Origin of the sequence: Micromonospora sp. CPCC 206061 (assembly GCF_036906915.1) — a bacterium.
In the GTDB taxonomy this organism is placed as follows: Bacteria; Actinomycetota; Actinomycetes; order Mycobacteriales; family Micromonosporaceae; genus Phytohabitans.
Map to the genome: position 1 here is coordinate 54,498 of NZ_JBAKHX010000031.1, position 24,092 is coordinate 78,589.

Below are 24,092 nucleotides of genomic sequence, written 5' to 3' on the forward strand. Positions count from 1 at the left end.
AACGAGATCGACTTCAGACGGTGAAGCGCAGCGTCGAAGGCTCACCGCGTGCCAGCCGTTCGGTGTGCGCGGCCAGGTCGACGCAGTCGCTGAGCGCGGCGCCCTGTGCCAATCGGTCGGCGACCCGGGCCTCGGTCGCCATGAGCTCGACGGCGGCGGTGAGTGACCCGATGGCGGTTGCCGGGTCGAGCACCACGATGCCGTCGTGGTCAGCGACGACGATGTCACCGGCACCGACCCGGACACCGCCGCAGCTGACGGTCTCACCGACGGTGGCAAGGCGAGTGGTCGACCCGGCCATCGGCGTGACGTGGCGGCTGTAGACCGGAAGGTCGCACGAGGCGACGAACCGCAGGTCGCGGTAGCCGCCGTCGACGATGATGCCGGCCAGGCCCTTGGCGAGCGCGGCGCGGGCGAACAGCTCGCCGGCCAGGGCGGTCTCAAGGCCGCCGCCGTCGACCACCACGACGTCGCCGGGCCCGGCGTGCTCGATGGCCTGGAGGACGCCGAGAAAGTCGTGGCGGCAGCGCACCGTCACTGCCGGTCCACACAGGACCCGGTTGCTCGACCGGCACCGCAGGGCCGGCGACATCACCCGGGTGTCCTTGGCGACGTCACACAGGGCGGTGGTGTCGACCCTCGCGGCGAGCGCGCGGATGGTCGCCAGGTCGTCGGGTGTTGGCTGCGGCACGACGCGACGTTACCTGTCGTGAGGCTCAGCAGGGCCTCTGAGGGGCATCTTGATCATGTGGAGACTGACTAACGTGGCGTGAAGTCGATCTGAAACCGGCCTCTGTTTCGATCGGCGCGCGGGCGCGTGTGGATGTCACGAAGGGCGGTGTCGGATGAAGAGCGCGGATGTCACGGCCTTACGACGTGATCTGGCTGGCCAGGTGCTGCTACCGGACGATGCCGGCTACGACGGGCTCCGGACGGTGTGGAACGCGATGGTCGACCGGCGACCGGCGGTCATCGTCCGGTGCGCGAGCGCCTCCGCCGTCGCCACGGCCATCCGGTTCGCGCGTGCGCACGGTCTGGAGATCGGCGTACGCTGCGGCGGCCACAGCGTGGCCGGGATGTCGGTGCCCGACGGCGGGTTGATGCTCGACCTGACCCCAATGGCCGCGGTCCGGGTGGATCCGGAGCGGCGCCGGGCGTGGGCGCAAGGCGGCGCGCTGCTAGGCGCGGTGGATCGGGCCACCCAGCCGTTCGGTCTGGCCACGACGGCGGGAAACGTCTCGCATACCGGAGTCGGTGGGCTGACCCTCGGCGGCGGCATGGGCTGGCTCGCCCGCCGGCACGGTCTCACCTGCGACAACGTCGTGAGCTTCGAGTTGGTGACCGCCGACGGCGAGCGGGTGCGGGCCACCGACTCGGACAACTCCGACCTGTTCTGGGGCTTGCGAGGTGGGGGTGGCAACTTCGGGGTGGTCACCGACTTCGAGTTCCGCCTGCACCATGTCGGCACGGCGGCGCTGGTCGCCGACCTGTACTACCCGGCGCAGGATGCGGCGACGGCGATGCGAGCCTGGCGCGACCTGATCCCGTACGCGCCGCGCCGCGCGACGCTTACGGCCTGGGCAGGCACGGCCGGCCCGTGGCCCTTCCTTCCGTCCGAGCTCCACCATCGTTCCGTGGTCAGCGTGGGACTGGTCTGGGTGGGCGACCCCGACGAAGGGCGCGAACAGGTCACCGCGCTACGGGCGGCCACGCCCGCGGCGGCCGAGTGGATCCGGGAGCTGAGCTACCTGGAGCTGCAGACCATGGACGACGACCGGGAGGGGCACCACCAGCGGCGGTACTGGAAGGGGCACTACCTGCGCGCGCTGGACGACGCCGCGATCGACGCCTTCGTCGCCCGCGGCGCGCCCGCCGGCACCGACGAACCCGCACTGCTGCCGGCGGCCAGCCTCCAGGCGTACGGCGGCGCGATCGCCGACGTCGCCGACGACGACACGGCCTTCGCCCATCGCGGCGCGCTCGTGGAGTTCGTGGCCAGCGCCGCCTGGACCGATCCCGCTGAAGACGAGATCCGGATGGCCAACGCCCGGTCGTTCGGCGCCGCCATCGAGCCGTTCGCGAGTGGCGCCTACGTCAACGCGCTGGCCGACGAAGGGGAGCAAGGTGTTCGCCGTGCCTACGGCGCCGCCAAGCTCGCCCGGCTGGGTGTGATCAAGCACCGGTACGACCCGAACAATGTGTTCCATCTCAACCACAACATCCCACCGATCACCGGGGGATGAGCGCGAGCAGCTGGATCGCGGCGAGGCCGTACTGGGCGGCGTCGTTGGTGCTCACGAACGCCGCCTCGTCGACGGGCACGAGCACGCGCGCGCCGCCGACCCGGGTGAGTGTCCACTGTGGTTCGCGCTGCAACGGGTTGCGGTTGAGCTGGTCACCCTCGTCGAGGCGGAACTTGCGCCACGCGAGTTCGGCCAGCTCCGCGTCGCCGCTGCGGGCGGCGGCGTACGCGGCGAGACGGCTGTGGGCCTGTACGAGCGAGATGCCCCGCAGCGGCTGGCCGACCTCGGACTCCTGCTGCTGTGGCGAGGCGAGGTAGAGCCGGCAGTACTCCAGCCAGGCCTGTTCGAAATCGGGCAGGCCGAGGTCGAGATCGAGGAGCTCGGCGACGACCTCCGGCAGGCCGAAGACGGCGGACAGGTGGGAGACGCTGATGTCGTCGAGTGAGGTGTCGAAGCGGCCGGTACTCAGGTCGAGCCGGGCCTGGCCGGTGAGGAAGCCGTGCGGCAGCGCTCCGATGTCCGCCATCGTGCCGAGCAGGCGGTCGCGGGCGCGCTCGTCACCGTGTCGTTCCCAGCGGGTCAGCCAGGCGGCGGCCAGCGAACCCCAGTCGGTGCCGAGGCTTACCCAGAGGGCGTGCGGGTCGGGCACGTACGGGTCTGTGCGGATCTTGCGGTGCGGGTCGATGACGGTGAGGGTCTTCTCGGGTTCGTCGAGCTCGTCGAGCAGGTCACCGGTGCGCTCGTCGGCCGTCAGGTAGTAGTGGATCCGCCGGTACGCCGCGTTGGAGATGCGCAGCTGCTTGCAGCTGCATCCCCAGTGCTGCACGTTGTGGCGGGTGCCGAGGCCCTTCCACCGGCCGAGGTGGTAGACGTCGACCTCGCCGGTGTGCCGGGTCATCGCCTCGGCGAGCCGGAAGACCTCGGCCCGGCCGGTGCGCAGGTACTGGTACCAGAGCCACAGGTCGGGCGAGAGCTCCGAGTTGTCCCAGGCGTACCCGCCGACGTCGTAGCGCCAGGTGTGGCGGTCCGGGTCGTACGTGTGCATGACGTCGCCGTAGTCCCAGAAGCCGTACCAGCGGCGCTGTTCCCGTTGGCGCAGATAGTGGTCGACGAGGAAGTCGAGGCGGTCTTCGATGTCCTGGTGCCGCGGGTCGGGCAGGCTCCAGGTGCCGAACACCTTCGCCGCCAGCAGCGTTTCCGGTGAGGCGGCGAGCAGCCCGGGGGAGTCCAGCAGCCGCGCGTGCTCGGCGAGCGCGTCGTGCGACGGCGTGGCGTCGTGTACGCGCAGGGTGAGCTCGTGGGTGCGGGCGATCCCGTGCGGCGTGCCGAAGCCGGGTTCGTAGTCCTCGTAGGTGATTTCGAGGCCTTCGAGCTGCTCGGCGAACGTGTCCTGGCCCATGCCGTCGTGCCAGAACCGCAGGTCCATCGCCGGGGCGCTCGGCGACCACATCCACACCGTCGCCGTCGCCACGTCGGTTGCCGCGCTGCGGATGTCGAGCCGCGTCGGATGCAGCTTCCAGAAGTCGCGCAGGCCGAACCCGAGGCCGCCGCCGGTCGCGCCGCCGACATACCCGTATCCCGGCGACCGCGTGCCGGAGGGGATGGTGACCCAGGCGTGGCCGGGCGCTGTGCGCTTGCGCAGTAGGAACCCGTCGGCGCTGTTCTGGTCCAGTGTGTAGTCGTTCCACTGTGGAATCAGGTGGAGCCGGTCGGACACTTCGGGATTCGGGATGTCGCCGATGGGGCGGCCGGCGACCTGGTCGGCGCGGGCCCGCTCGCCCGGGTCGCGGCGCAGGCCGGTCAGGCCGCGTACCGCTTCGGTGAGGAAGCCTTCCGGGCCGGCGAGCCGCACGTGCCGGTCGTGCGGTGCGTCGCGCATGACGACGTCGGCGCGCAGGCCCAGGCCGGCCAGGAAGTCCCGGTCGGGATCGCCGTCCCAGACGAACGTGTGGGTGACGCGCACGTCCGTGGCGCCGGCGTAGAAGTACAGCCGGACGCTGAACGGCAGCCAGTCGCCGTGCCGGCCGTCGAGGCGTACGACGGCGCGCACCGGCCCGTCCTGCTCGACGGTGATCAGCTCGACCTCGGCGGTGGTGTGCCGCCGGTCGCGTGAACCGTCTTCGTCAGGACCGTCCTGGCGAAGGCTCACCAGTCGCACGTCGCGCACGATCTGCCGGCCGGCGTACTCGATCGACGAAACGAGGTGCGGACGCCGCAGCGTCCACGTCACCGGCCCGGTGCGGACCTGGAAGCCGTCGCCGGATGGCGTGACCGTGACCGGCGTGGCGGGCGTGGCGGGCGCGCGCCCGGTGACCACCTGGTACGCGCCGGACGGGTCCTGCTGCGGGCCGATCGCGTGCGCCGACCACTTGACCGAGCCGTCCGGCCAGGTGGCGGTGACCCAGCTCTGCAAGGGCGTGCCGTCGGCCAGCGCGAATGACGTATCCGCGCCGACCGCGCCGCGGGGCCACGGCTGACCCCAGGTGGTGCCTTGCCGTCGCGGCCCTTCCAGCCAGCGAACCGTCACTCCTTGACCGACCCGATCAGGACACCCTTCGCGAAGTGCTTCTGCAGGAACGGGTACACCAGCAGGATCGGAAGCGTCGCGAGCACGATGACCGCGAACTTCAGGCCCTGTAGCGGGAAGGCCGCGCTCTCCAACTGGTTCAACACGTTCTCGGTGTCCGAGTTCGGCGCGGTGAGCTGGCGGACAAACACCTGCAGTGTCCACTTGCTCTCGTCGTTGATGTAGAGCAGGGGTGACATGTAGTCATTCCAGATGGCGACCGCGTAGAACAGAGAGAACGTCGCGATGACGGGTTTGGACAGCGGCAGGACGATCCGCCAGAAGACGCCGAGCTCGTTGCAGCCATCGATCCGTGCCGCCTCTTCGAGGGCCTCCGGGAGCTCCTGGAAGAACGCCTTGACGATGAGCAGGTAGAAGGGGTTGATAGCCAGCGGCAGGATCAGCGCCCAGTAGCTGTCGAGCAGCCCCAGCTCGCGTACCACCAGGTAGGTCGGGATCATGCCGCCGCTGAAGACCAGCGTGAAGAGGACCAGGTTGATGAACAGGGTGCGGCCCGGCAGGTGCCGCTTCGACAGCGGGTACGCCATCGTGAGCGTGAGCCCCACCTGGATCAGCGTGCCGACGAGGGTTACCCCGATGGTGATCAGCAGCGCCCGGATGAACACGTCGGTGCCGAACATGTAGTCGTATGCGTCCGTGACGAACTTCTCCGGCCACAGGAAGAACGGCCGCGAGTCGATCTCGTTCTCGGTGGCGAACGAGCCCGCGAGGACGTAGAGCAGCGGTAGCACGGTGGTCGCCCCGAGCAACAGCAGGACGAGGGCGTTCACGACGTCGAAGACCCGGCTGCCGACCGAATCGTAGTGCTGGACCGAGCGGCCGCGGCGCCCTGGGGTGGCCTTCATGAGTGCCATTTCCGGCGCCTCCTCAGTACAGTCCACGCTGGCCGAGGCGCTTGGCCAGCCAGTTGGAGCCGACGATCAGGAATACACCGACCAGGCCCTTGAAGAGGCCGACCGCGGTGGAGTAGCTGAAGGCACCCTGGGTGATGCCGACGTAGTACACGTACGTGTCGAAGACGTCGGCCGTTGTACGGTTCAGCGACGTCGTCATCAGCCAGATCTGCTCGAAGCCGGAGTCCATCAGGTTGCCGGACGTCAGGATGGCCATCACCACGATCGCCGGCCGGAGTGCCGGCAGCGTGATGTGCCAAAGCTGGCGCCATCGCCCGGCACCGTCGACCCGCGCCGCCTCGTACAGCTGGGTGTCCACACTGGCCAGCGCGGCGAGATAGATGATGGTCCCCCAGCCGGTCTGCTTCCACAGCAGCTGCAGGATGATGATCGGCCGGAACCACTCCGACTGGGCCACATAGTCCTCGCGCTCCCCGCCGACGACGTCGTGGATGAGGCCGGCAAGCACGCCGAAGTCCGCCGAGAACAGCAGGTACGTCAGCGATGCCACGATGGTCCAGGACAGGAAGTGCGGGATGTAGATCAGCGACTGGACCGAGCGCTTCACGATCCGGACGCGCATCTCGTTCAGCAGCAGCGCCACCACGATCGGCGCTGGGAAGACGAACACCACGATGAGCAGCGCCAGGATCAGCGTATTGCTCATCAGGCGGCCGAAGTCGGGGCCGGTGAACAGCGCCTCGAAGTGCCGGAGGCCCACCCACGGGCTGCCCGAGTACCCGAGGAAGGGTACGTAGTCCTTGAAGGCGATGTGCAGGCCGTACATCGGCCAGTACTTGAAGACCAGGAAGTAGATCAGGCCTGGCAGCAGCATCAGGTACAGCCAGCGGTTTCGCAGCGCCATCGCGAGGCGGCGTCCGGGCGTCCTACGGATTCGGGCGCGCTGGGCCGGTGGCCGGGTCGCCTTCGGCGTTTCCGGCGCCACGCCGGGGACCAGGTCGGTGGCCACAGCGGCCTCCCATCAGGGCGGGAGGGGGCCCGGCCGCCAGGCCGGGCCCCCTCGAGATCGTTACTTGGGCAGCTTGGAAACCAGGTCGTTGATCTCTTGTGCGACCTGGGTGCCGCCGCTGTCGTACCAGCGCTTGACCTCAGCGCGTAGCTGCTCCTCGGTGATCGTGCCGGACAGGTACTTGATCCGCGCGTCCGGGATGATCAGGTCGAGCGTCTGCCCCTTCTCGACCTGGGTTGGCGCGAGGACCGGGAGCGCCTCGTTGTGCACCGCCGTCTTGAGATCCTCCTGCATCAGCGTGTCCCGCAGGTCGTACAGCTTCTGCTCGATCTCGTTGGGGTACTTAATGGGGTACTGTCCGAGGCCCACGCTGGCCCGGGTGCCGAGCTGGACGAACGCCTTGTCCACGTCGTTCTGGATGACCTTGACCGCCGGATCGTCCTGGTTGATCAGAGCGGCCTTACCGTCTTCCAGTTTGTAGTTACGGCCCTCGATGCCGTTGGTCAGCAGGGCCGAACCCTCGTTGGACTGAAGCTTGTCCAGCGTCGTGAGAACCTCGTCGAGCTGCTCCTCGGTGCGGATCCGCTGCTTGGAGATGGCGAGGACGTCGAGGTATCCGGTGAACGCGATGGAGAACTTCTGACCGTCGGACCGCTTCATGTTGCCGACCATCGCGACCTTGTCGAAGTCGTTCGGGTTCGCCTGCCGGAACCGGCCGGCCAGGTCGGTACCGCGGACGTTGACGTCGATGATGATGCCGCCCTTGCCCTGCACGAACGGGTCGTTCCAGCTCCCGGCGTCCAGCGTGGCGAAGTCCTTGTTGATCAGGCCCTCATCGACCCACTTCTTCATGAACCGGTTGGCCTGGTAGAACTCCTCGGTCGCGAACCCGGGCACGATCTTGCCATCGCGCTCGCCCCAGCCGTTGGGCGCGCCGAACCAGGTCTCCATCGTGTCGTACGGGCTGTTGCTGGCGTAGTTGCCAGGCCACTTCGGGATGATCAGGCCGTAGGTGTCCTTCTTGCCATTGCCGTCCGGGTCCCGCTCGGTGAACGCCTTGGCCATCTGGTACAACTCGTCCACCGTCTGCGGCTCCTGGAGGCCGAGTTTCGCTGCCCAGTCCTTGCGGTACACGATGGCCGACCGCAGCAGCGGCCGCACCCGGTAGATGCCGTAGATCTTGCCGTTGACCGATGAGTTGAGCGCCCTCCGCTCGTCGGCCGGTTTCAGGTTGGGATATTTGTCGAGCTTGTCGGTTAGATCCCAGAAGGCACCGGCCTCGGCGGCACGGACGAACGTCGGGCTCTTCTCGTTCGTAACGATCACGTCGGGGATGTTGTTCGACGCCAGCGTGACGTTGAGCTTGTCGGTGTAGTCCGCGTTGGGCACCCAGGTGATGTCGAGCTTCTTGCCGATCACCTTCTGGATGGCCTGTTGCAGTTCGCCGTTCGGATCTGGCGCGGTGCCGAACAGCTTGGTCATCACCGTGATCGAGTCGAAGGAGGCCGCTTTCTCCTCCTCACCGCAGGCCGCGACGGTCAGGGCGGTGCTCACGGCGAGCGCGGCGGCCGCGAAGCGTCGCAACTTCGGTATTTTCATGAGGTTCCTTTCGCGTGAAGTTTCGCCTCGTTTTCAGCAAAAAAGCGCAGGCAAAGCCAGGTGTCCAGCTGGATCCACCCGCCGATGGCGAGTACTAGGACCAGGAACGGGAACGTGGTGGCCACGTACACGACCGCTGTGAAGACGAACAGCAGCAGGACGGACGCGGCCGGGCGGGTGAGGGCGAACAGGGAGGCCTTGGGGAGCAGGTGCGGTGTGCGCAGGTCGTAGTGGACGGACATGGGCAGCGCGTACGCCGCGATCACGACCAGGATGCCCAGCGCCACGACGGTGGCCACCTGGGAGATCGAGCCGGCCGAGCCGAGGGACGCGAAGTAGAAGTAGTTGGTGACCAGCAGCGCCGCCGCCGCGACCAGCGGCAGGACCAGGACGCTGCCGCGCGTGAACTCGCGGCGGTAGACGGACACGAACGCGGGCCAAGAACGAAACGATTCACCCATGGCCCGGCGGCGGGCCAGCGTGTACGCCGCGACCGTGGCGGGGCCGACGCCGAGGAGCACGCCGCCCATTAGCGTAAACAGGATCCAGAGCAGGTTGAGCTTGGCCGCCCAGGCCACCTCGTCGGCCGCCTCGTACAGCTTGATCGCCCAGTTGGGCGAGGTCTTCGCGCCGGGTGGGGCGAAGATGGTGGGTGGAACTCGTCGCTGCACCGGAGGCCTGCCTTGAGACGAGCGGGTTATGGGACGAACGTGTGGCGTGCGAGTTACGGCTTCAAAATGTGTGAGCGAACGTAGCTCTGAATCGTCTCAATGTCAACGGGTCCTGCGAGGACTTCAGCGTTCTGTGACCCGGAGGTTGGCGTACTCGCCGATCATCGGTGCCATCTGCCGGAAGCCGACCTTGCCGCCGGGTAGTGGGGAGTCGTCGCGCCAGCGGAACGAGACCAGGTCGGCGATCTCGAACGTGACCTCACCACTGTGGACAGTAAGGCGCACGGCGTACGGGCCTTGCGCGTCGAGCACCGCGGGCAACGGATCCGGCCCCTGCGCGACCAGGTGGAAGCCGTAGCTCTTGCGCAGGTTGCAGGTGTGCAACTTTCGCTCCGAGGGCCACATCCGACGGAAATACGACACGTGGTAGGCGTCCAGGTCACCGTGGTGGTACTGCTCGTAGCGTCCCGTGCGCGGCGCCAGGTCGAACAGGTCCTCCCCCTGACGGCCCCGCGCGTGAAAGAAGAAGATGCACAGGCCGGGCTCGTGTATCGGCCAGAAGTCCCACTCCACCGTGACGTTCGGGCCGAAGTCCCGCGGGCACCACAGTACGACGTTGGCGTCCTGGCCGTCCTCGGGCGGGCGCAGGCTCTCCAGCCGCAACCGCCCTCTCGGGAACGACACCGCGCCGTCTCCCTCCAGCCGGAAGCCCTCCAGGTCCTCCGGTGAGCGGAGCGGGTTGTGGTACGTCATGGTCCGGACTCCTCATCGCTGCCGGGTGGTGGCCCGCGCCACCAACTCCGGCGTGAACAACACCTGCTGATGCCGGTGATAGGGATTTGTCGCCTCGTCGATCAGCAGCTCAGCGGCCGTGCGCCCGAGCTGCCGCCGCGGTTGTCGCACCGACGTGAGGGGTACCGCGGCGGCAGCGGCGAAGTCGATGTCGTCGTAGCCGACGATGGCCAGGTCGTCTGGCACGCTGATCCCCAGGCTGACGCACTCCTGAAGCAGGCCGAGCGCCAGCAGGTCGTTGGCGCACACCGCCGCGGTCGGTCGTGTCCTGCGGGCCATACCGGCGATCCGCGCGCCCGCGCCGCGGCCCTCCGCGACGGTCAGCGCCTCGGTCTCCACCACCACCAGGTCCTCGCGGGACCGCCCGGCGGCCACCAGGGCGTGCCCGGCCCCCTCGCGCCGGTCGCGTACCTGCCCGATCCTCTCCGGACCGCCCACGAATGCGATCCGCTCGTGACCGAGGTCGAGCAGGTGGTCGGCCGCCAGGCGGCCGCCGAGCACGTCGTCGACCGCCACTGAGCAGCACCGGCCGCCCGCGACGGTGCGGTCGACGATGACGACCGGGGTGCCGTGCAGAGCGAGGTCGTCCAGCGCGGGATCCTGCGGGTCCACCGGCGTTATCAGTACGCCCTGCACCCGCTGCTCCTTGAGCCGGGTGAGGTACGACCGCTCGCGCTCGGCCCGCTGGTCGCTGTTGCAGATGAACACCGCGAGGTCGACCGCCTCGGCGACGTCTTCGATGCCCTGCGCCACGTCGGTGAAGAATGGATTGGTCGCGTCGAGCATCACGTAGGCGAGCACCCGGCTCTGGCCGGCGCGCAGCTGGCGGGCGGACTCGTTTCGCACGAACCCGAGCTCGCGCATGGCCTGCTGGACCTTCGCCCTGGTGCGCCCGCTGACCCGTTCGGGACGGTTCAGGACGTTGGACACCGTACCCACCGACACGCCCGCCGCGGCGGCGACGTCCTTCACGCTCGCAGGCCGCGTGGCACCTCCAGCGGCCATCAACACCATGCCGTCGCTCCTCGGTCCGCTCGGGAAAAGGCTGGCTAATTGAAACATTTCACAAGCGCGCCGTCACGTGGCTATCCCTCAGATCCCGCCGCGGGCCCGTCAGCGCCTGCCAGCAGCCGGCCACGAACGTCCGCTGACAGGTTTCCGCCGGCCGCGCCCGCGGGTACCGCGCAGTGGTGAGAGCCCACTTCGAGCCATACGTCCAGCTGGTCGACGTCACAGACGATGCGGCGCTGATCGCCTGGGGCGGCTTCTGGCTGGGGGAGCAGGCGGGTAGATGGCGGGCGCAGCGCGGTGGGGAGACGTTCGGCGCTCGGTCCGAGCCGCGCGGCCGGGCGTCGGTCGAGGTGCTTGACGGCGATGGGGTGATCGTCGGCAGGGCCGTCACGGACGAGGCCAACCACGCCTGGGTCGAGGGGTTGCGGCCCGCGACGACGTATTGGTATCGGGTGCTGGTCGACGGTGAGCCGTGGGGCGCGGGCGAGCGTTTCGATTGGGTGTCGGGGACCTTGGGCGCCGCCTGGCGCCCGCTCGACCAGCGGCTGCGGACCCACGCCAGCGGCTCGGAGCCGGACCCGGTGACGTTCCTGGCCATCGGCGACTTCGGCGTCGGGATCGCCTCCGGTGTCGACGGGGCTCGGCAGCTCGCGGTCGCCCGCACGATGCAGCGGTTGGCGGACGCGGTCGATATCCGGTTCGTCGTCGGTCTTGGCGACTCGATCTACCACGGGCCTGGCGGTCCCCAGGACGCCACCGGCGCCTTCGACGAGGACTGGTGGCTCACGTTCTTCCAGCCGTACCGGTACCTGTTCGACCACCTCCCCTTCTACCCGACAGCCGGCAACCACGACAGCTCGGACACCGAGGCCAGCGACGACCGGGAACAGCTGGAGGACAACCTCTACCTGCGCACTCGGTTCGAGCCACGGCATGAAGCCGGACGGGCGTCGATCGATCCCGGCCTGTTCTACCAGTTGCGGGTCGGCGCGCTGCTGGAGCTGGTCTGCGTCGACACCACCTGGGGAGCCGAGCGGGGGCTGCACTGGTTCGACGAGCCCGGGCAGCGTCAGTGGCTGGAGCAGACCCTCGCCAGCAGCGACGTGGTATGGCAGGTGCCGTTCTCGCACCACCCCGCCTATTGCGCCGGACCCGCTCACGAGTCCATGCCGCAGCAGATGGAACGGCTGGCGCCGCTCTACCGGCGCAGCGGCGTGCGGCTGCTGCTGCACGGCCACGAGCACAACTTCCAGCACGGGCAGGTGGACGACCTGCAGTACGTGGTCTCCGGCGCCGCCGCCAAGCTGGACCAGCGAACCCCGACCCGTTTCGCCGAGGCCGGCACGCTGTCCTGGGCCGCCGTGCCACACTGCCTGCTCGTGCAGGTGATGCCGGACCGGCTGGTCGTCATCCCGTACGGGCCGACACAGCCGGGAGCCCAGCCGGTGCCCATCGCCCGCCAGCGACCCGACGGCAGGGTGACCCAGGAGCCGGTCACCATCCCGCTACGCTGATCAGCTTCCCCGGCCAGTGAATCCAGAGCTTGCCCGCGGGCCAGCCGGCGCGCCCGCCCCGCGATGTGGCTTCGGCCGCCCGGTGTCCGGTGCCGCCGGTCGCCGTCAGGCCTGGCTGGTCAACTCGCCGGTTGCTTCCCGCTGGATAGCGGCCGATCGGCGGAGGAAGTCGAGGATCACCGCGAGTTGCTCGTCGGTGTAACTGGCGTACAGCGCTTCCAGCCCGGCCACGAAGGTGGCGAACAGGGTGCCGAAGCTCGCCACATGTTCCCTGTTCATTTCGATGATGACCCGGCGGCCGTCGTCGTGGTCGCGTACCCGGCGGACGAATTCCTTGCGCTCCAGCCGGTCGATCAGGCCGCTCACCGACGCGGGCGCCAGCCCGGTCTGCGCGGCGATCTCGCCCGCCGTCAATGGGCCATCCCGCTCAAGCAGGTCCAGCGTCTTCTCCTCGGTCATACCCAGGCCCATCCGGGCGCCAACGGCGGCGTGAAACATCACCGCGGCGTTGCTGTGTTCGCGGCCTGCCTGGTGCAGCGCGGCGAGCAACTCGCTGCGCCGATCCGCATCGCTTGACACTCGCGCCACCGTCCCCATATATTTCGTTCGGACGAACTAAATAACTGAGCGTCATGAGAGTAGCGCCAAGAGGCGGAGGCCGCAATGACCAAGGCGTTGATCATCGGTGGTGGAATCGGCGGGCTGACCCTCGCCATGGCCCTGCGGCGCGCCGGCATCGAGCCCGTGGTCCACGAGGCATATCCGCAGCCGGACGACTACGCAGGGTTGTTCCTGAATACCGCCTCCAACGGCCTGGACGCGCTGCGCGCCATTGACGTCGACCTCGCCCGAGGGGACGCGTTCCCCATCCCACGCATGATCATGTGGAGCGGCACCGGAAAACGGCTTGGCGAGGTCGCCAACGGAACCCCGCTGCCGGATGGCACGGTGAGCGTCTGCATCCGCCGCGGCGAATTGCAGAAAGTGCTCCGCGCCGAAGCCCACGCCCGTGGCATCGCCGTCGAATACGGCAAGCGCCTCGACACCTACCACGACACGCCCACCGGCGTGGCGGCACGGTTCACCGACGGCACCGAAGCCACCGGCGACCTCCTCATCGGAGCAGACGGCATCCACTCACGCACGCGCAGACTGCTCGATCCGCAGGCGCCGCTTCCGCGCTTCACCGGACTGCTCAGCGTCGGCGGCTACAGCCGTGACGCCGCGCTGACCCCAACCACCGACACCCAGCACTTCGTCTTCGGCAAGCGGGCCTTCTTCGGATACCTGGTCCGGGAAGCCGGCGAAATCTACTGGTTCGCCAACCTGCATCGCCCGCACGAACCGAGCCAGCAGGAATTGGCCGCGGTGACACCCGAGCAGTGGCGGCAGCATCTGATCGACCTCTTCGCCGACGACACGCCGGTCATCAGGCACATCCTCGGCAACCTCACCGGCGAAGTCGGCGCGTACCCGGTACACGACATCCCGACCAGTCCGGTCTGGCACCGCGGGCCGGTCGCGTTGATCGGCGACGCCGTACACGCCACCTCTCCCTCTGCCGGCCAGGGCGCCTCGATGGCGATAGAGGACGCCATCGTGCTCGCCAAATGCCTACGCGACGCACCCGATGTCACCACCGCATACACCACATACGAGCAGCTGCGCCGCCCTCGCGTCGAGAAGGTGGTGGCTTACTCCAAAACCCTCTCCAACAGCAAGACCGCCGGCCCTGTCGCCCGCGTCTTCCGCGACCTCATGATGCCCGTCGCGCTGAAACTCTTCGCAAACCCAAAGTCGCACGCCTGGATGTACGACCACCACATCGAGTGGAATCACCACCAGGAAGCCGCCTGACCCGCAGTCGGGTAAGAGACGAAGGTCTGGGGATCCAGGGATTACGGCCACCTTACGGACCGGTCCGAGCGCTCGCGATTTCGCATCGACAGCGGTAACGATGCTCCCAATGACTATCCGAAGGGGAGTCTCATGGGGGTTTCGGTGAGAGGCCGGCTGTCGGTGGTGGCGCTCGGCGCGTTGGTGGTCACGCTGGTGGGCGCGGTGCCGGCTAAAGGGGCAACGGCCTGGCGGGTGGCGGCGTTGCCGCCGTTGGACCTGTCGAGCCGGCTGGTGGATGTCACCGCTACCGGGCCGGACAGCGCCTGGGCGGTCGGCGCTCAGGGTTACGGGTACGGCGCGCCGACGCCGCCGCGGCCGTATGCGCTGATGAAGTGGGACGGACGCACCTGGTCCGAGAGGCCGCTGTCGGACGACGTCGGCGGTCTGACAGGGGTGAGCGCGGCGACCGAGTCCGATGTGTGGACGGTTGGCCAGGACCGGCAGCTCGCTCCCTACGCGGCGCACTGGGACGGCACGGACTGGCGGGAGTACCGGCCACTCGGGCAGACCCAGACTCCGATCCTGTTCGACGTGGCCGCCGGACAAGGGCGGGCAGTGTTCGTTGGCGGGGACGCCCACGCGCTGGTCGTGGAGTGGGACGGCCAGCGGTTCGCCGAGGCGGCGGTGGCAGGGGCCGACGCGTGGGGCGGCACGCTGTACGGCGTGGCGGCCGCGCCGGATGGTGCGGCGTTCGCGGTCGGGGCGTGGTACGTCGGTAACAAGGGGTACCCGGAGCCAATGATCGTGCAGCGCGTGGGCTCCGCGTGGCGGGTGGCGACGCTGCCGAAGGTGCCCACAGCACGGCTGCTTGGCGTGTGGGCGCGTTCGGCCACCGACGCGTGGGCGGTCGGCACCGTCGACTACGACAGTGCGCCCAAGCCATTGATCATGCACTGGGATGGCGCGGTGTGGCGGCGGGTACCGGCGCCGGTGACGGCGGGGAGCCTGGGCGCTGTGGCCGGGGACCCGGCCGGCAATCTGTGGGTGAGCGGGGCCAATCCGGTGCCGCCGTACATCCGGTATCCCGGCTCGTTGTTCCTGCGGTACACCGGCGGACAGTGGAGCGTCGCCTACGGCCCGAAGGTCAACAACGCCGACCCGTACCTGTCGGCCCTGACCAACATCCCGGGCACATCGGCGTTCTGGGGCGTTGGCGCTGTCTGGGACCCGGCCGCGGAGACCACGGCACTCATCGAGCGGAAAGACTGACGACCGTCCCGGAAGGCTCATCGGACGTTCTTGGCCCTGCCTCCTGCGGCCGGTGAGGGCTCCCTTGTGGAGGGTGGTGGGGAGTATTCCACCACCCTCCACGGTGTTTCAGCGACCGAGCAAGGGTGCCTGCCTTCGGTGGTCCTGTCCGGCGTACGCGGTGCTGCCGCCGGTGCTGCCGGGCGGGCCGGCGGCGAGCACGGCTCCGAGGCACATCGCTACGGTGGCGATGAGCCATCGCTTGGACTTCGAGAGGCGTTGCATTCGGCTGGTGTCCCTCCCTTCGGCCGGTCGGGTCGGGTCAGTTCGGTCGTGCGGGAGTTTTTGGTGGTGCCGGGCAGTCGCCGGTACAGGTGAAGCCGACGGCGGGAATGGTGGGTGCTGATGGCTCGGGCCGCTGGGGCAGTGCGCTGCCCGGTGGCAGCAGCGCCGCGCATGCTTCGGCGGCGGCCTGGTACGCCGACGACAGCGGGTCGACGCCGCCGCCGTTGAGTCGCACCTGACCGTCCGCCCCGATGGTGATGCCGGGGAAGTCCGGAATACCGTGCTCGCGCATGCACGAGGTGAACGCGGCGGCGCGCTCCTGCGCGTCGACGCCCGCCGGGGCGCTGCTGGGCGCGGTGCTGCGGGGGGCCGCCTGCTGCTGCGCCGGGGCGGCGCAGGCTGCGGTGGTGAGCAGGACTACCAGCGCGCCGATCGGCGCTGCCCAGGGCTTACGAGTCAGACCTGACATGTTCTCTCCCTTCGACGGCACCTCGCGCCGTCCGGGCGTAGTGCATCGAAACGGCGGTTACCGGGGCGGAACAGCGGCCGTTATGCCGCTGTAACCGCCGGCCGTGGATCATGGGCGCGGGAAGCGTCCAGGCGCGGGAGGATGGGTGGGGCATGCGGGTCTTGGTGGTGGAGGATCATCGAGAGTTGGCGGAGACGCTCGCGGCGGGCTTGCGGCGCGAGGGCATGGCCATCGATGTTGCCTGGGACGGCCTGGCTGGGCTGGAAAGGGCCTCGGTCAACAGGTACGACGTGGTCGTGCTCGACCGCGACCTGCCAGGAATGCACGGTGACGACGTGTGCCGGTCACTGGTCGCCAACGGATACCCCGCCCGCGTGCTGATGCTGACCGCCGCCGTCACGATCGAGGACCGCGTCGACGGGCTCACCTGTGGCGCGGACGACTACCTGCCTAAACCGTTCGCGTTCGCCGAGTTGGTGGCCCGGATCCGGGCACTGGCACGGCGCAGCCAGCCGCCCCTGCCGCCAGTGCTGACCCACGGTGACATCAGGCTGGATCCCGGTAAGCGGATCGCATCCCGCGGCGGGCAGCGGCTGGAGCTCAGCCCCAAGGAATTCGCGGTACTGGAACTGCTACTGGCGGCGCAGGGTCGGGTGGTCTCCGCGGAGGAACTGCTGGAGCGCGCCTGGGACGAAGCCACGGACCCGTTCACCAACACGGTCAAAGTGACCGTGAGCCGGCTGCGGCGAAAGCTCGGCGAACCACCGCTGATCGAGACGGTCGCCCAGACCGGCTACCGGATCTAGAGATGCGTGCCCATCAGGGTATGCCGGCCGATACTCCCCACCCCGGTCACCGCCGGCTACGGTGGACCATCCGCCTGCGGCTCACGCTTCTCTACGGGGTCCTGTTCCTGGCCAGCGGAGCTCTGCTGCTCGCCGTCACCTACATGCTGACGACGCACACACCACCCTGGGCCGAGGTGCGGCCGCCCACACCACCGCAACCAACGGTGGCCGGTGCGGCGCTTCCTGGCCCGCAGCCCCCAGCCAGCCCCGCCGACATCCAAAGCCAACTGGCCCAGCAGCGAGACCGTGACCGCCGCCAACTCCTCGTGGCGTCCGGGATCGCCCTCGTCGGTATGACCGTTGTCTCCGTCGGCCTCGGGTGGCTGACGGCCGGCCGGGCGCTGCGGCCACTGCGGACCCTGGCCGACAACGCCAGGTCGATTTCGGCGCGGGACCTGCACCGCCGGTTGGCCGCGCCAGGCCCCGCCGACGAGATCAAGTGTCTCGCCGACACTTTCGACGAGCTTCTGGACCATCTGGAGAGTGCATTCGAGGCGCAGCGGCGGTTCGTGGCCAACGCCTCACACGAACTACGCACCCCGCTCACGTTTGAACGCAGCGTGCTGGAGGTCGCACTCGCCAACCCAGACGCGAGCGCCGCCGACCTACGCCATACCTGCCAACAAGTGCTGGCCAGCAACCAGCAGCAGGGCACGCTGATCGAAGCCCTGCTCACCCTGGCCCGCAGCCAACGCGGGCTCGACCGCCGTACCGAACTGGACCTGGCAGTCCTCGCCGCAGCGGCATTGGACACTCTCGACCCCGACACCACCGCCGTGCGGATCGAAACCGATCTCGGCGCCGCTCCCATCCTGGGAGACCCGACCCTCATCGAACGGCTTGTGGCGAACCTGGTCGACAACGCGGTGCGCCACAACATCACCGACGGACGGGTCAGCGTACGCACCGGCGTGGAGGGCAGACATCCCACTCTGCGCATATGCAATAGCGGATCGGTGATCTCCCCGACACAGGTGGACGGGCTCTTCGAACCGTTCCAGCGACTCCAGACCACCCGCACCAGCGGGCGCGCGGGGCACGGCGTCGGACTATCGGTCGTCGCCGCCATCGCCGCCGCCCACGACGCCAAGCTTTCCGCTCTGGCCCTGCCCGATGGTGGCCTCGACATCCGAATCGCCTTTCCAGCCCACAAGTGATCGTTGAGCCGACCGCCTCGGCTACGCACAGCACCTGAAGGGGACGAGGAAGAGCCTGTGCGCGCACCATGAGTAGTGGCGCGTACACGCTACGGTGAGGTTGTGACACTCTTGATTTCACTGGCCGTTTTTGTCGCCGCGATTGGCACGGTTGTGGTCTACGTCGCCTGGCGCGACCGGCACCGTCGAGGGATGCACATTGACCCGTCCGTCAGCCACGGTGCGATCGCACAGGCGCAGTGGCAGGCCGCTCAGGGCTATGCCGTGGACACCTGCCTGACCAGCAGGCCCCTCCCGCGCAACCAGGCGAGAGCTCACGAACGCCACCACAGCTCATAGCTGGATGTTCAAGGCGTCGAGGCTGGGGGAGGGACGTCCGCCAGCCTCGGCCGCAGGACGTGCTCGTGGTCGAACATCTGACCCGTGATTGAAATCCGACCGTCCCGATTCGCCATCGTCCATCGAAGTCATGGACTCATCACAAGGCAGATTTCCGTGCGCACGGCCGGGGCGCCGTCGGTCGGGGCCGGGTCTTCGGCCGTCGGGGCCACGCCGCCCGCGGCGATCCGATCGAGGGTACGCAGACCGAGTGGCCGCACACTGCCGAAGATCGTGTAGTTCGGCCGCAGGGCCGAATCGGCGAAGACCAGGAAGAACTGGCTGCCGTTGGTGTCCGGTCCGGCGTTGGCCATGGCGAGCACGCCGCGGGCGTAGACCTTCCGCACGCCGGTCGGGTCGGTGGGCGCGGGCGGCAGGTCGGTGGGCAGCTCGTCCTTGTATCGGTATCCCGGGCCGCCCTCACCGGTGCCCGACGGGTCGCCGCATTGCAGCACCTTCAGCGTCGGGTAGGTGGTGAGTCGGTGGCAGATGGTGCGGTTGTAGAACTTGTGCCTCACCAGGTGCAGGAAGCTCTGCACGGTGCATGGCGCCTGCGCGCGGTCGAGGGTGAGCGGGATCAGGCCGACGTTGGTGATCAGGGTGGTCGTGATCGTGCCGCGGTCCGGAGTGTGTCGGGGGTCGCGCGGCAATGGGACCGGTCGCGCCGCTGGTTCGTCCGGCGTTTCGGTGTATTGGCAGGGCCCCTTCGTCACGTCCGGCGGCGCGGCGGCGTGTGCCGGAGCGGCACCGGCGCCGAGCAGGAGGCCTGCGGTGAGCACCGTGACGGTGATGCGGCGTGGGACCACAATGTCCTCCATTGCCCGGTAGGAGTTCCCCCACACGGTCTAACGGACATCGATGTATTCGTCAAGCGGTCGCCGGTGGGCGCCGCGTCGCGATCGCGCCGCCGGCCGCGATGAGCAGGTGTCCGAGATATGTGAGCAGGATTCCCTCGCCGGGATAGGAGGCGCGCAGGCCATGCTCCTGCGCGTAGGAATCGCCTATGAGGGTGAGCCACAACAGCGTGAGCAGCCCGCCGCAGCCGGCCGCGGTCAGGATCAGCCAACGCCGGCACCGCCGGCGCGCAGTCCGTTGGCTGTAGCCGGTCAGGGTCAGGGACGCGGTGGCCAGCAGACCCGACACCAACGCCGTCGGGACGAGCACGATGAACCCCTCGCTGGCATCGGTCACGATCTCCATGTCCGGGTACTGATTCCGCCACAGGGGTAGGTAGCAGCCGGTGAGCAGCGCGGCCAGTCCGGCGACCACCGCGGCGATGCCGGCGAACCAGCCACCGCCCGGCGGTTCTGGCTCGCCCGGCGCGCCCGGCGGCGCTGTCCAGACAGCCGTCAGCAACGCCAGGACGGCACCCGCGGCGAGCAGGAACGCCGGACCGGGCCGGACGTCCGCGATGCGGCTGTCACCAGCGAACCGGTCGAGGGTGGCCGCCATGACCACCAGCCCGATTCCCAGTGCGCCCGCGAACGCGGTGACGAGCGGCCGGAGCCGGCCACGGGCGGGTTCGCCCGCGAACAGCACCGCCGCTACCAGGAGCACCAGGGCGAGCATGCCCACCAGGTACAGACCCACGCCCGGGCCGGCGCCATCGATATTGCGGCTGGCGGATCCGAGGGGGCCCGGACGGTACTCGACGATCCGCCACCGCCACAGGAGCGAGCCGAACCACAACCCCGTGCCGACAACGGTCGCGCCGATGGCAAGGCTCAAACGGGTCATGAGCCAAGGTGCAGAAGCGAGATCCATTCGCGGGCCGTCGCGGACGGGGCCGGTGCCTCGACGACCAACGGTCGCGTTTCGAAGCCCCGCGCCGCGAGACCCTCCAGCATCGCCGGCGGGCCGGCGACCGCATCTGCCGCGTCCACCAGCGCAGTCTGCAACCGCACGCCGCCGCCGTGGGGGTCGCCTCGTGTCCTGTTTCAACAGTGCATGGCATCTTTCAACAGTGCATGGCATCGTAGTCACGCCGTTACTCCCACTCGAGGAGCGCCTGGCGCGCCCGAAAGATGGAATGGAGCGGTGCCGGGCTGACTATGCTCGCGGTGTGGCGTTCCGTGGCTGGCCGGGCGAGGCTATCGAGTTCTACGAAGGACTCGAGGCCGACAACTCGAAGACATACTGGACCGCGCACAAGGACGTCTACGATCGGGCGGTGCGCGCGCCGATGGTCGAGCTCCTGGCCGAGCTGGAGCCGGAGTTCGGCGCCGGGAAGATCTTCCGGCCGAACAGGGACGTCCGGTTCAGCGCCGACAAGTCGCCGTACAAGACGTCGATCGCCGCGACCCTGGAACGCGGCGGGTACGTGCAGATGACCGCGCACGGGCTGGGCGTCGGCGCGGGCATGTACATGATGACGTCGGACCAACTGGCCCGGTACCGGCAGGCGGTGGCAGACGACGCGAGCGGCAAGGCACTGGAGCGGCTGGTCGAGGATGCCGTCCGGCAGCGGATCGAGATCACGGGACACGAGCGGCTGAAGACCGCCCCTCGGGGCTACCCGGCCGACCACCCGCGTGTCGAGCTGCTTCGTCAGAAGGGCCTGGTCGCGTGGCGGGAGTGGCCCGCCGCCCGGTGGCTGGGCACCTCGGCCGCGAGGACCCGGGTGGTGGAGGTCTTGCGAGCGACCCGCCCGCTCTGCCAGTGGCTCGACCGACACGTCGGCCCATCCGTCACTGACTGACCGCCGGGGTTGGAAAGTGGCGCGGGCCTAGACTTGGGCTTTGTGCTGCGTACTGTGTCGGCGACGCGTTATGTGACGCCATTTCGTGAGGGTGGTTCGTTACCGGGGTTGATGGAGGCGGACGACCTGGGCAGTTACGTGGTGAAGTTCCACGGTGCCGGTCAGGGCCGCAAGACTCTCGTCGCGGAGATCATCAGTGGGTGCCTTGCCCGGGCGATCGGTCTGCCCGTGCCGGAGCTGGTGGCCATTGAGGTCGACCCGGTGCTCGGCCGGGCCGAGCCGGACCAGGAGGTGCAGGATCTGCTGCGGGCAAGTGGCGGCCTTAACCTGGGCATGGACTACCTGCCTGGCGCGCTCGACTTCGACCCCGTCGCGTTTCCGCTCGGCGCCTCGCTCGGTGGGCGGGTGCTGTGGTTCGACGCGCTGGTGGGCAACGTGGACCGGTCGTGGCGCAACCCGAACATGTTGCAGTGGCACGGGCAGGCTTACCTGATCGACCATGGCGCCAGCCTGACCTTCCATCACAACTGGCCGGGCGCGCCCGGTGCCGTCGCGCGCGAGTACGACGCGAAGGACCACGTGCTGGTCGAGTTCGCCCCGTACGTCGAGAAGGCGGACGCGGAGCTCGCCCCGCTGGTCACTCCGGAGCTGCTGCGGGAGTCGACCGAGCGGGTGCCGGACGAGTGGCTCGCCGACGAGCCGGGGTTCGACGGTCTGGAGCAGGTCCGCCGGGCGTACGCGGAACAGCTGGACGCGCGGCTGCGTGCCCGCCCGCGGTGGCTGCCGGCGCTGGCGGCGGCCCGCGGCGCGGACCGCCAGCAGACCCGGCCGGGGCGCAACCGTCCCGACTGGCTGGCCGGAGGGGCGGCCCGGTGACCGCCCGGCGCCATCCGTTCGAGTACGCGGTGCTGCGGGTCGTTCCCCGCCCCGAGCGCGGCGAGGCGTTCAACGCCGGGGTTCTGGTGTACTGCCACGCGCTGGACTACCTGGGCGCCCGCGTCCACCTGGACGCTGAGCGGCTGCGGGTGCTGGATCCGTCGGCCGACCCGGCCGCGATCGCGCGCGCGCTGAAGTCGGTCGCCAGCATCTGCGCGGCGGCACCGGAGGCCGGGCCGCCCGCGCGGGAGGATCCGGGGAAGCGGTTCCGCTGGCTGGTCGCCCCGCGCAGCACGGTGGTGCAGCCGGGTCCGGTGCACACCGGCCTGACCAGCGACCCCGACGCGGACGCCGACCGCCTCCTGCGGCTGTTGGTCCTGCCGCTCCAAGATTGACCCACACATTACAGAATCCTGCTGGAGGTTCGTTGAAGAGGCGGATGGTACAGGCTGGGGTTCGAGCGTGGTGATCGAATGCGACCTGGCGCTGGTCGGCGCACGGGTCGTCGATCCCGCGTCCGGTCTCGACGCGGTACGCGCGGTCGGCGTGCGCGACGGCGTCATCCAGAGCGTCAGCCAGGAGCCGCCGCGGGCGGCGACCGTCGTCGACGCCACAGGGCTCGTGCTCGCGCCCGGCTTCGTCGACCTGCACAGTCACGCCCAGGACTTGGTCGGCATGCGGTTGCAGGCGCTCGACGGGGTCACCACGGCGCTGGAGCTGGAGGCCGGCGCGCTGCCGGTCGCTGAGCGCTACGGCAACGCCGCCGCCGAGGGTCGGCCGCTCAACTTCGGGTACTCGGCCGGCTGGGCGCTCGCCCGCCTCCAACTGCTCGACGGCGTGCCGCCCGGCGGCGACGCGCTCGACGTCGGGCACGCGGCCGACAACGCGCACCTGACCAACTGGCTGCGCCCGGCCAGCGAACGCGAGCTGGCCACGCTGCTCGACATGCTGGAGAGGGATGTCGCCGACGGCGCGCTCGGGATCGGGATGCTGCTGGGGTACGCGCCGGACACCGACCCGTCCGAGTACCGGGCGATAGCCGCGCGCGCCGCGACCCTGGGCGCGCCGGTCTGGACGCATATCCGGCACTCCGGACTGGGTGGCGTCGCCGAGATCCTGGAGGCCGCCGAGCAGACCGGGGCGCACCTGCACATCTGTCACCTGAACAGCACCACCGGCCGGGAGCAGGTGGCGGCGTGCGAGGCCATCACCGCCGCGCGTGCCGCGGGCGTCCGGGTCAGCACGGAGGCGTACCCGTACGGCGCGGCCTCGACGAGCATCGGCGCGCCGTTCCTGTCGCCGGAGGCGCTGGCCGAGCAGGGCCGCTCGAGCACCGCGATCACCTATTTGGCGACCGGCGAGCGGGTCGCCAGCGTGGAGCGGCTGCGCGAGTTGCGCGCGACCGACCCGGGCGGGCTGATCATCGTGGACTTCCTCGACGAGCACGACCCGGTCGACCGGGATCTGTTGCTGCGCACCCTGACGCTGGCCGACACGGTGGTCGCCACGGACACGATGCCCATCATGGACGGTGGCGTGCGGCTGCCCGGCGAGACGTGGCCGGTGCCGCCGACGGCTCGGGTGCACCCGCGCAGCGTCGGCGGGTACGCGCGCGTCTTCCGCTGGCTGGTCCGCGAGTTGGGCGTACTGTCCATGATGGAGGCTGTTCGGCGCTGCTCGCTGCTGCCCGCGCAGCTGGTGGCCGGCGTGGCGCCGGCGATGGCGGCCAAGGGCCGCATCCAGCCCGGCGCAGACGCCGACATCGTGCTCTTCGACCCGGACACCATCGCCGACCGGGCCACGTTCACCGAGATCCGGCCGTCCGCCGGGATCGCGCACGTGCTCGTCAATGGCGAGTTCGTGGTGCGCGACCACGAGCTCGTGCCCGACGCCCTGCCCGGCCGGCCGATCCGCGGCCGGCACGCCTGAAGGAGGCGCGCTAGCCGCCGCTGTACGAACGCGACCTCGCCGCCGTGGCGATCGAGGTGCTCGACGCGGCCCTGAGCGACGTCGA

General features: G+C 69.4%; 25 protein-coding genes. 11 read left to right on the forward strand and 14 right to left on the reverse strand.

Features of this window, described 5'->3' with window-relative positions; all coding sequences use genetic code 11:
• Positions 1-13: 13 nt before the first annotated feature.
• Positions 14-691, reverse strand: a complete 678-nt coding sequence (locus V6V89_RS21275) for an RraA family protein (RefSeq protein ID WP_334620944.1) — start codon at positions 689-691, stop codon at positions 14-16.
• Positions 692-845: 154 nt separating this feature from the next.
• On the opposite strand from V6V89_RS21275, the gene V6V89_RS21280 reads away from it, so the two are divergent.
• Positions 846-2,243, forward strand: coding sequence for an FAD-binding oxidoreductase (locus tag V6V89_RS21280; protein ID WP_334620945.1), 1,398 nt, complete (start codon positions 846-848; stop codon positions 2,241-2,243).
• On the opposite strand, the gene V6V89_RS21285 is transcribed toward V6V89_RS21280, so the two are convergent.
• From V6V89_RS21285 to V6V89_RS21315, 7 genes are all read right to left on the reverse strand, one after another.
• Complete coding sequence (locus tag V6V89_RS21285; RefSeq protein WP_334620946.1) at positions 2,230-4,770, reverse strand: exo-rhamnogalacturonan lyase family protein; 2,541 nt, start codon at positions 4,768-4,770, stop codon at positions 2,230-2,232. The genes V6V89_RS21280 and V6V89_RS21285 overlap by 14 nt on opposite strands.
• Entirely contained in the window at positions 4,767-5,684 is a 918-nt protein-coding gene (locus V6V89_RS21290; RefSeq protein ID WP_334620947.1) for a carbohydrate ABC transporter permease, read from the reverse strand. The genes V6V89_RS21285 and V6V89_RS21290 overlap by 4 nt, the downstream gene beginning before the upstream one ends.
• A 13-nt stretch (positions 5,685-5,697) precedes the next feature.
• The gene (locus V6V89_RS21295; protein WP_334620948.1) at positions 5,698-6,693 is read right to left on the reverse strand and encodes an ABC transporter permease; all 996 of its coding nucleotides are present in this window, start codon (positions 6,691-6,693) and stop codon (positions 5,698-5,700) included.
• A 60-nt stretch (positions 6,694-6,753) separates the two neighbouring features.
• Positions 6,754-8,292, reverse strand: coding sequence for an extracellular solute-binding protein (locus V6V89_RS21300; protein WP_334620949.1), 1,539 nt, complete (start codon positions 8,290-8,292; stop codon positions 6,754-6,756).
• The gene (locus tag V6V89_RS21305; RefSeq protein ID WP_334620950.1) at positions 8,289-8,963 is read right to left on the reverse strand and encodes a YesL family protein; all 675 of its coding nucleotides are present in this window, start codon (positions 8,961-8,963) and stop codon (positions 8,289-8,291) included. The genes V6V89_RS21300 and V6V89_RS21305 overlap by 4 nt, the downstream gene beginning before the upstream one ends.
• Positions 8,964-9,086: 123 nt before the next feature.
• A complete protein-coding gene (locus V6V89_RS21310) occupies positions 9,087-9,716 on the reverse strand; it encodes a DUF1961 family protein (protein ID WP_334620951.1) in 630 nt (209 codons plus the stop codon).
• Between the two features lie 12 nt (positions 9,717-9,728).
• Positions 9,729-10,727: a LacI family DNA-binding transcriptional regulator gene (locus tag V6V89_RS21315; protein WP_334620952.1), complete on the reverse strand. Its 999-nt coding sequence runs from the start codon at positions 10,725-10,727 to the stop codon at positions 9,729-9,731.
• A gap of 218 nt (positions 10,728-10,945) precedes the next feature.
• On the opposite strand from V6V89_RS21315, the gene V6V89_RS21320 reads away from it, so the two are divergent.
• Positions 10,946-12,280, forward strand: a complete 1,335-nt coding sequence (locus V6V89_RS21320; RefSeq protein WP_334620953.1) for a metallophosphoesterase — start codon at positions 10,946-10,948, stop codon at positions 12,278-12,280.
• Between the two features lie 105 nt (positions 12,281-12,385).
• Here V6V89_RS21320 and V6V89_RS21325 read toward each other — a convergent pair whose 3' ends face one another.
• The gene (locus tag V6V89_RS21325; protein ID WP_334620954.1) at positions 12,386-12,829 is read right to left on the reverse strand and encodes a MarR family winged helix-turn-helix transcriptional regulator; all 444 of its coding nucleotides are present in this window, start codon (positions 12,827-12,829) and stop codon (positions 12,386-12,388) included.
• Between the two features lie 114 nt (positions 12,830-12,943).
• Between V6V89_RS21325 and V6V89_RS21330 the strand changes: the two genes are divergently transcribed.
• Positions 12,944-14,137 carry an FAD-dependent monooxygenase gene (locus V6V89_RS21330; RefSeq protein ID WP_334620955.1) on the forward strand — a complete coding sequence of 398 codons (1,194 nt, stop codon included), beginning with the start codon at positions 12,944-12,946 and terminating at the stop codon, positions 14,135-14,137.
• A gap of 132 nt (positions 14,138-14,269) precedes the next feature.
• A complete protein-coding gene (locus V6V89_RS21335) occupies positions 14,270-15,388 on the forward strand; it encodes a hypothetical protein (RefSeq protein WP_334620956.1) in 1,119 nt (372 codons plus the stop codon).
• Positions 15,389-15,496: 108 nt separating this feature from the next.
• Here the strand turns inward: V6V89_RS21335 and V6V89_RS21340 are convergent, their stop codons facing one another.
• Together V6V89_RS21340 and V6V89_RS21345 are read right to left on the reverse strand one after the other, a co-directional pair.
• Complete coding sequence (locus V6V89_RS21340) at positions 15,497-15,652, reverse strand: hypothetical protein (RefSeq protein ID WP_334620957.1); 156 nt, start codon at positions 15,650-15,652, stop codon at positions 15,497-15,499.
• A gap of 37 nt (positions 15,653-15,689) precedes the next feature.
• Positions 15,690-16,121, reverse strand: coding sequence for a hypothetical protein (locus V6V89_RS21345; protein WP_334620958.1), 432 nt, complete (start codon positions 16,119-16,121; stop codon positions 15,690-15,692).
• Between the two features lie 152 nt (positions 16,122-16,273).
• On the opposite strand from V6V89_RS21345, the gene V6V89_RS21350 reads away from it, so the two are divergent.
• The 3 genes from V6V89_RS21350 to V6V89_RS21360 all read left to right on the forward strand — a co-directional run bounded on the left by V6V89_RS21350 (position 16,274) and on the right by V6V89_RS21360 (position 18,465).
• Positions 16,274-16,927, forward strand: coding sequence for a response regulator transcription factor (locus V6V89_RS21350; protein WP_334620959.1), 654 nt, complete (start codon positions 16,274-16,276; stop codon positions 16,925-16,927).
• A 2-nt stretch (positions 16,928-16,929) separates the two neighbouring features.
• Entirely contained in the window at positions 16,930-18,126 is a 1,197-nt protein-coding gene (locus V6V89_RS21355) for a sensor histidine kinase (protein WP_334620960.1), read from the forward strand.
• A 102-nt stretch (positions 18,127-18,228) separates the two neighbouring features.
• Entirely contained in the window at positions 18,229-18,465 is a 237-nt protein-coding gene (locus tag V6V89_RS21360) for a hypothetical protein (RefSeq protein WP_334620961.1), read from the forward strand.
• Positions 18,466-18,593: 128 nt separating this feature from the next.
• On the opposite strand, the gene V6V89_RS21365 is transcribed toward V6V89_RS21360, so the two are convergent.
• The 3 genes from V6V89_RS21365 to V6V89_RS21375 form a co-directional block, all read right to left on the reverse strand.
• Complete coding sequence (locus V6V89_RS21365) at positions 18,594-19,310, reverse strand: peptidylprolyl isomerase (protein ID WP_442935190.1); 717 nt, start codon at positions 19,308-19,310, stop codon at positions 18,594-18,596.
• A 61-nt stretch (positions 19,311-19,371) separates the two neighbouring features.
• Complete coding sequence (locus V6V89_RS21370; protein WP_334620963.1) at positions 19,372-20,241, reverse strand: hypothetical protein; 870 nt, start codon at positions 20,239-20,241, stop codon at positions 19,372-19,374.
• Positions 20,238-20,408, reverse strand: a complete 171-nt coding sequence (locus tag V6V89_RS21375; RefSeq protein WP_334620964.1) for a hypothetical protein — start codon at positions 20,406-20,408, stop codon at positions 20,238-20,240. Before V6V89_RS21375 ends, V6V89_RS21370 begins: the two co-directional genes overlap by 4 nt.
• A gap of 158 nt (positions 20,409-20,566) precedes the next feature.
• Between V6V89_RS21375 and V6V89_RS21380 the strand changes: the two genes are divergently transcribed.
• The 4 genes from V6V89_RS21380 (at position 20,567) to V6V89_RS21395 (ending at position 24,007) form a co-directional block, all read left to right on the forward strand.
• Positions 20,567-21,202, forward strand: a complete 636-nt coding sequence (locus V6V89_RS21380; RefSeq protein ID WP_334620965.1) for a DUF2461 domain-containing protein — start codon at positions 20,567-20,569, stop codon at positions 21,200-21,202.
• 72 nt (positions 21,203-21,274) lie between these two features.
• The gene (locus V6V89_RS21385) at positions 21,275-22,078 is read left to right on the forward strand and encodes a HipA family kinase (RefSeq protein ID WP_334620975.1); all 804 of its coding nucleotides are present in this window, start codon (positions 21,275-21,277) and stop codon (positions 22,076-22,078) included.
• Positions 22,075-22,473 (forward strand): DUF3037 domain-containing protein, encoded by a 399-nt coding sequence (locus V6V89_RS21390; protein WP_334620966.1) that lies wholly within the window; start codon positions 22,075-22,077, stop codon positions 22,471-22,473. The genes V6V89_RS21385 and V6V89_RS21390 overlap by 4 nt, the downstream gene beginning before the upstream one ends.
• Before the next feature lie 67 nt (positions 22,474-22,540).
• Positions 22,541-24,007 carry an amidohydrolase family protein gene (locus V6V89_RS21395; RefSeq protein WP_334620967.1) on the forward strand — a complete coding sequence of 489 codons (1,467 nt, stop codon included), beginning with the start codon at positions 22,541-22,543 and terminating at the stop codon, positions 24,005-24,007.
• The last annotated feature ends 85 nt before the right edge of the window (positions 24,008-24,092 follow it).

Excerpts from the sequence above, each read along its gene's own strand:
- V6V89_RS21280 (WP_334620945.1), top strand. The coding sequence starts at position 846 with ATGAAGAGCGCGGATGTCACGGCCTTACGACGTGATCTGGCTGGCCAG.
- V6V89_RS21290 (WP_334620947.1), bottom strand. The coding sequence starts at position 5,684 with ATGGCACTCATGAAGGCCACCCCAGGGCGCCGCGGCCGCTCGGTCCAG.
- V6V89_RS21300 (WP_334620949.1), bottom strand. The coding sequence starts at position 8,292 with ATGAAAATACCGAAGTTGCGACGCTTCGCGGCCGCCGCGCTCGCCGTG.
- V6V89_RS21310 (WP_334620951.1), bottom strand. The coding sequence starts at position 9,716 with ATGACGTACCACAACCCGCTCCGCTCACCGGAGGACCTGGAGGGCTTC.
- V6V89_RS21330 (WP_334620955.1), top strand. The coding sequence starts at position 12,944 with ATGACCAAGGCGTTGATCATCGGTGGTGGAATCGGCGGGCTGACCCTC.
- V6V89_RS21335 (WP_334620956.1), top strand. The coding sequence starts at position 14,270 with ATGGGGGTTTCGGTGAGAGGCCGGCTGTCGGTGGTGGCGCTCGGCGCG.
- V6V89_RS21340 (WP_334620957.1), bottom strand. The coding sequence starts at position 15,652 with ATGCAACGCCTCTCGAAGTCCAAGCGATGGCTCATCGCCACCGTAGCG.
- V6V89_RS21345 (WP_334620958.1), bottom strand. The coding sequence starts at position 16,121 with ATGTCAGGTCTGACTCGTAAGCCCTGGGCAGCGCCGATCGGCGCGCTG.
- V6V89_RS21350 (WP_334620959.1), top strand. The coding sequence starts at position 16,274 with ATGCGGGTCTTGGTGGTGGAGGATCATCGAGAGTTGGCGGAGACGCTC.
- V6V89_RS21355 (WP_334620960.1), top strand. The coding sequence starts at position 16,930 with ATGCGTGCCCATCAGGGTATGCCGGCCGATACTCCCCACCCCGGTCAC.
- V6V89_RS21370 (WP_334620963.1), bottom strand. The coding sequence starts at position 20,241 with ATGACCCGTTTGAGCCTTGCCATCGGCGCGACCGTTGTCGGCACGGGG.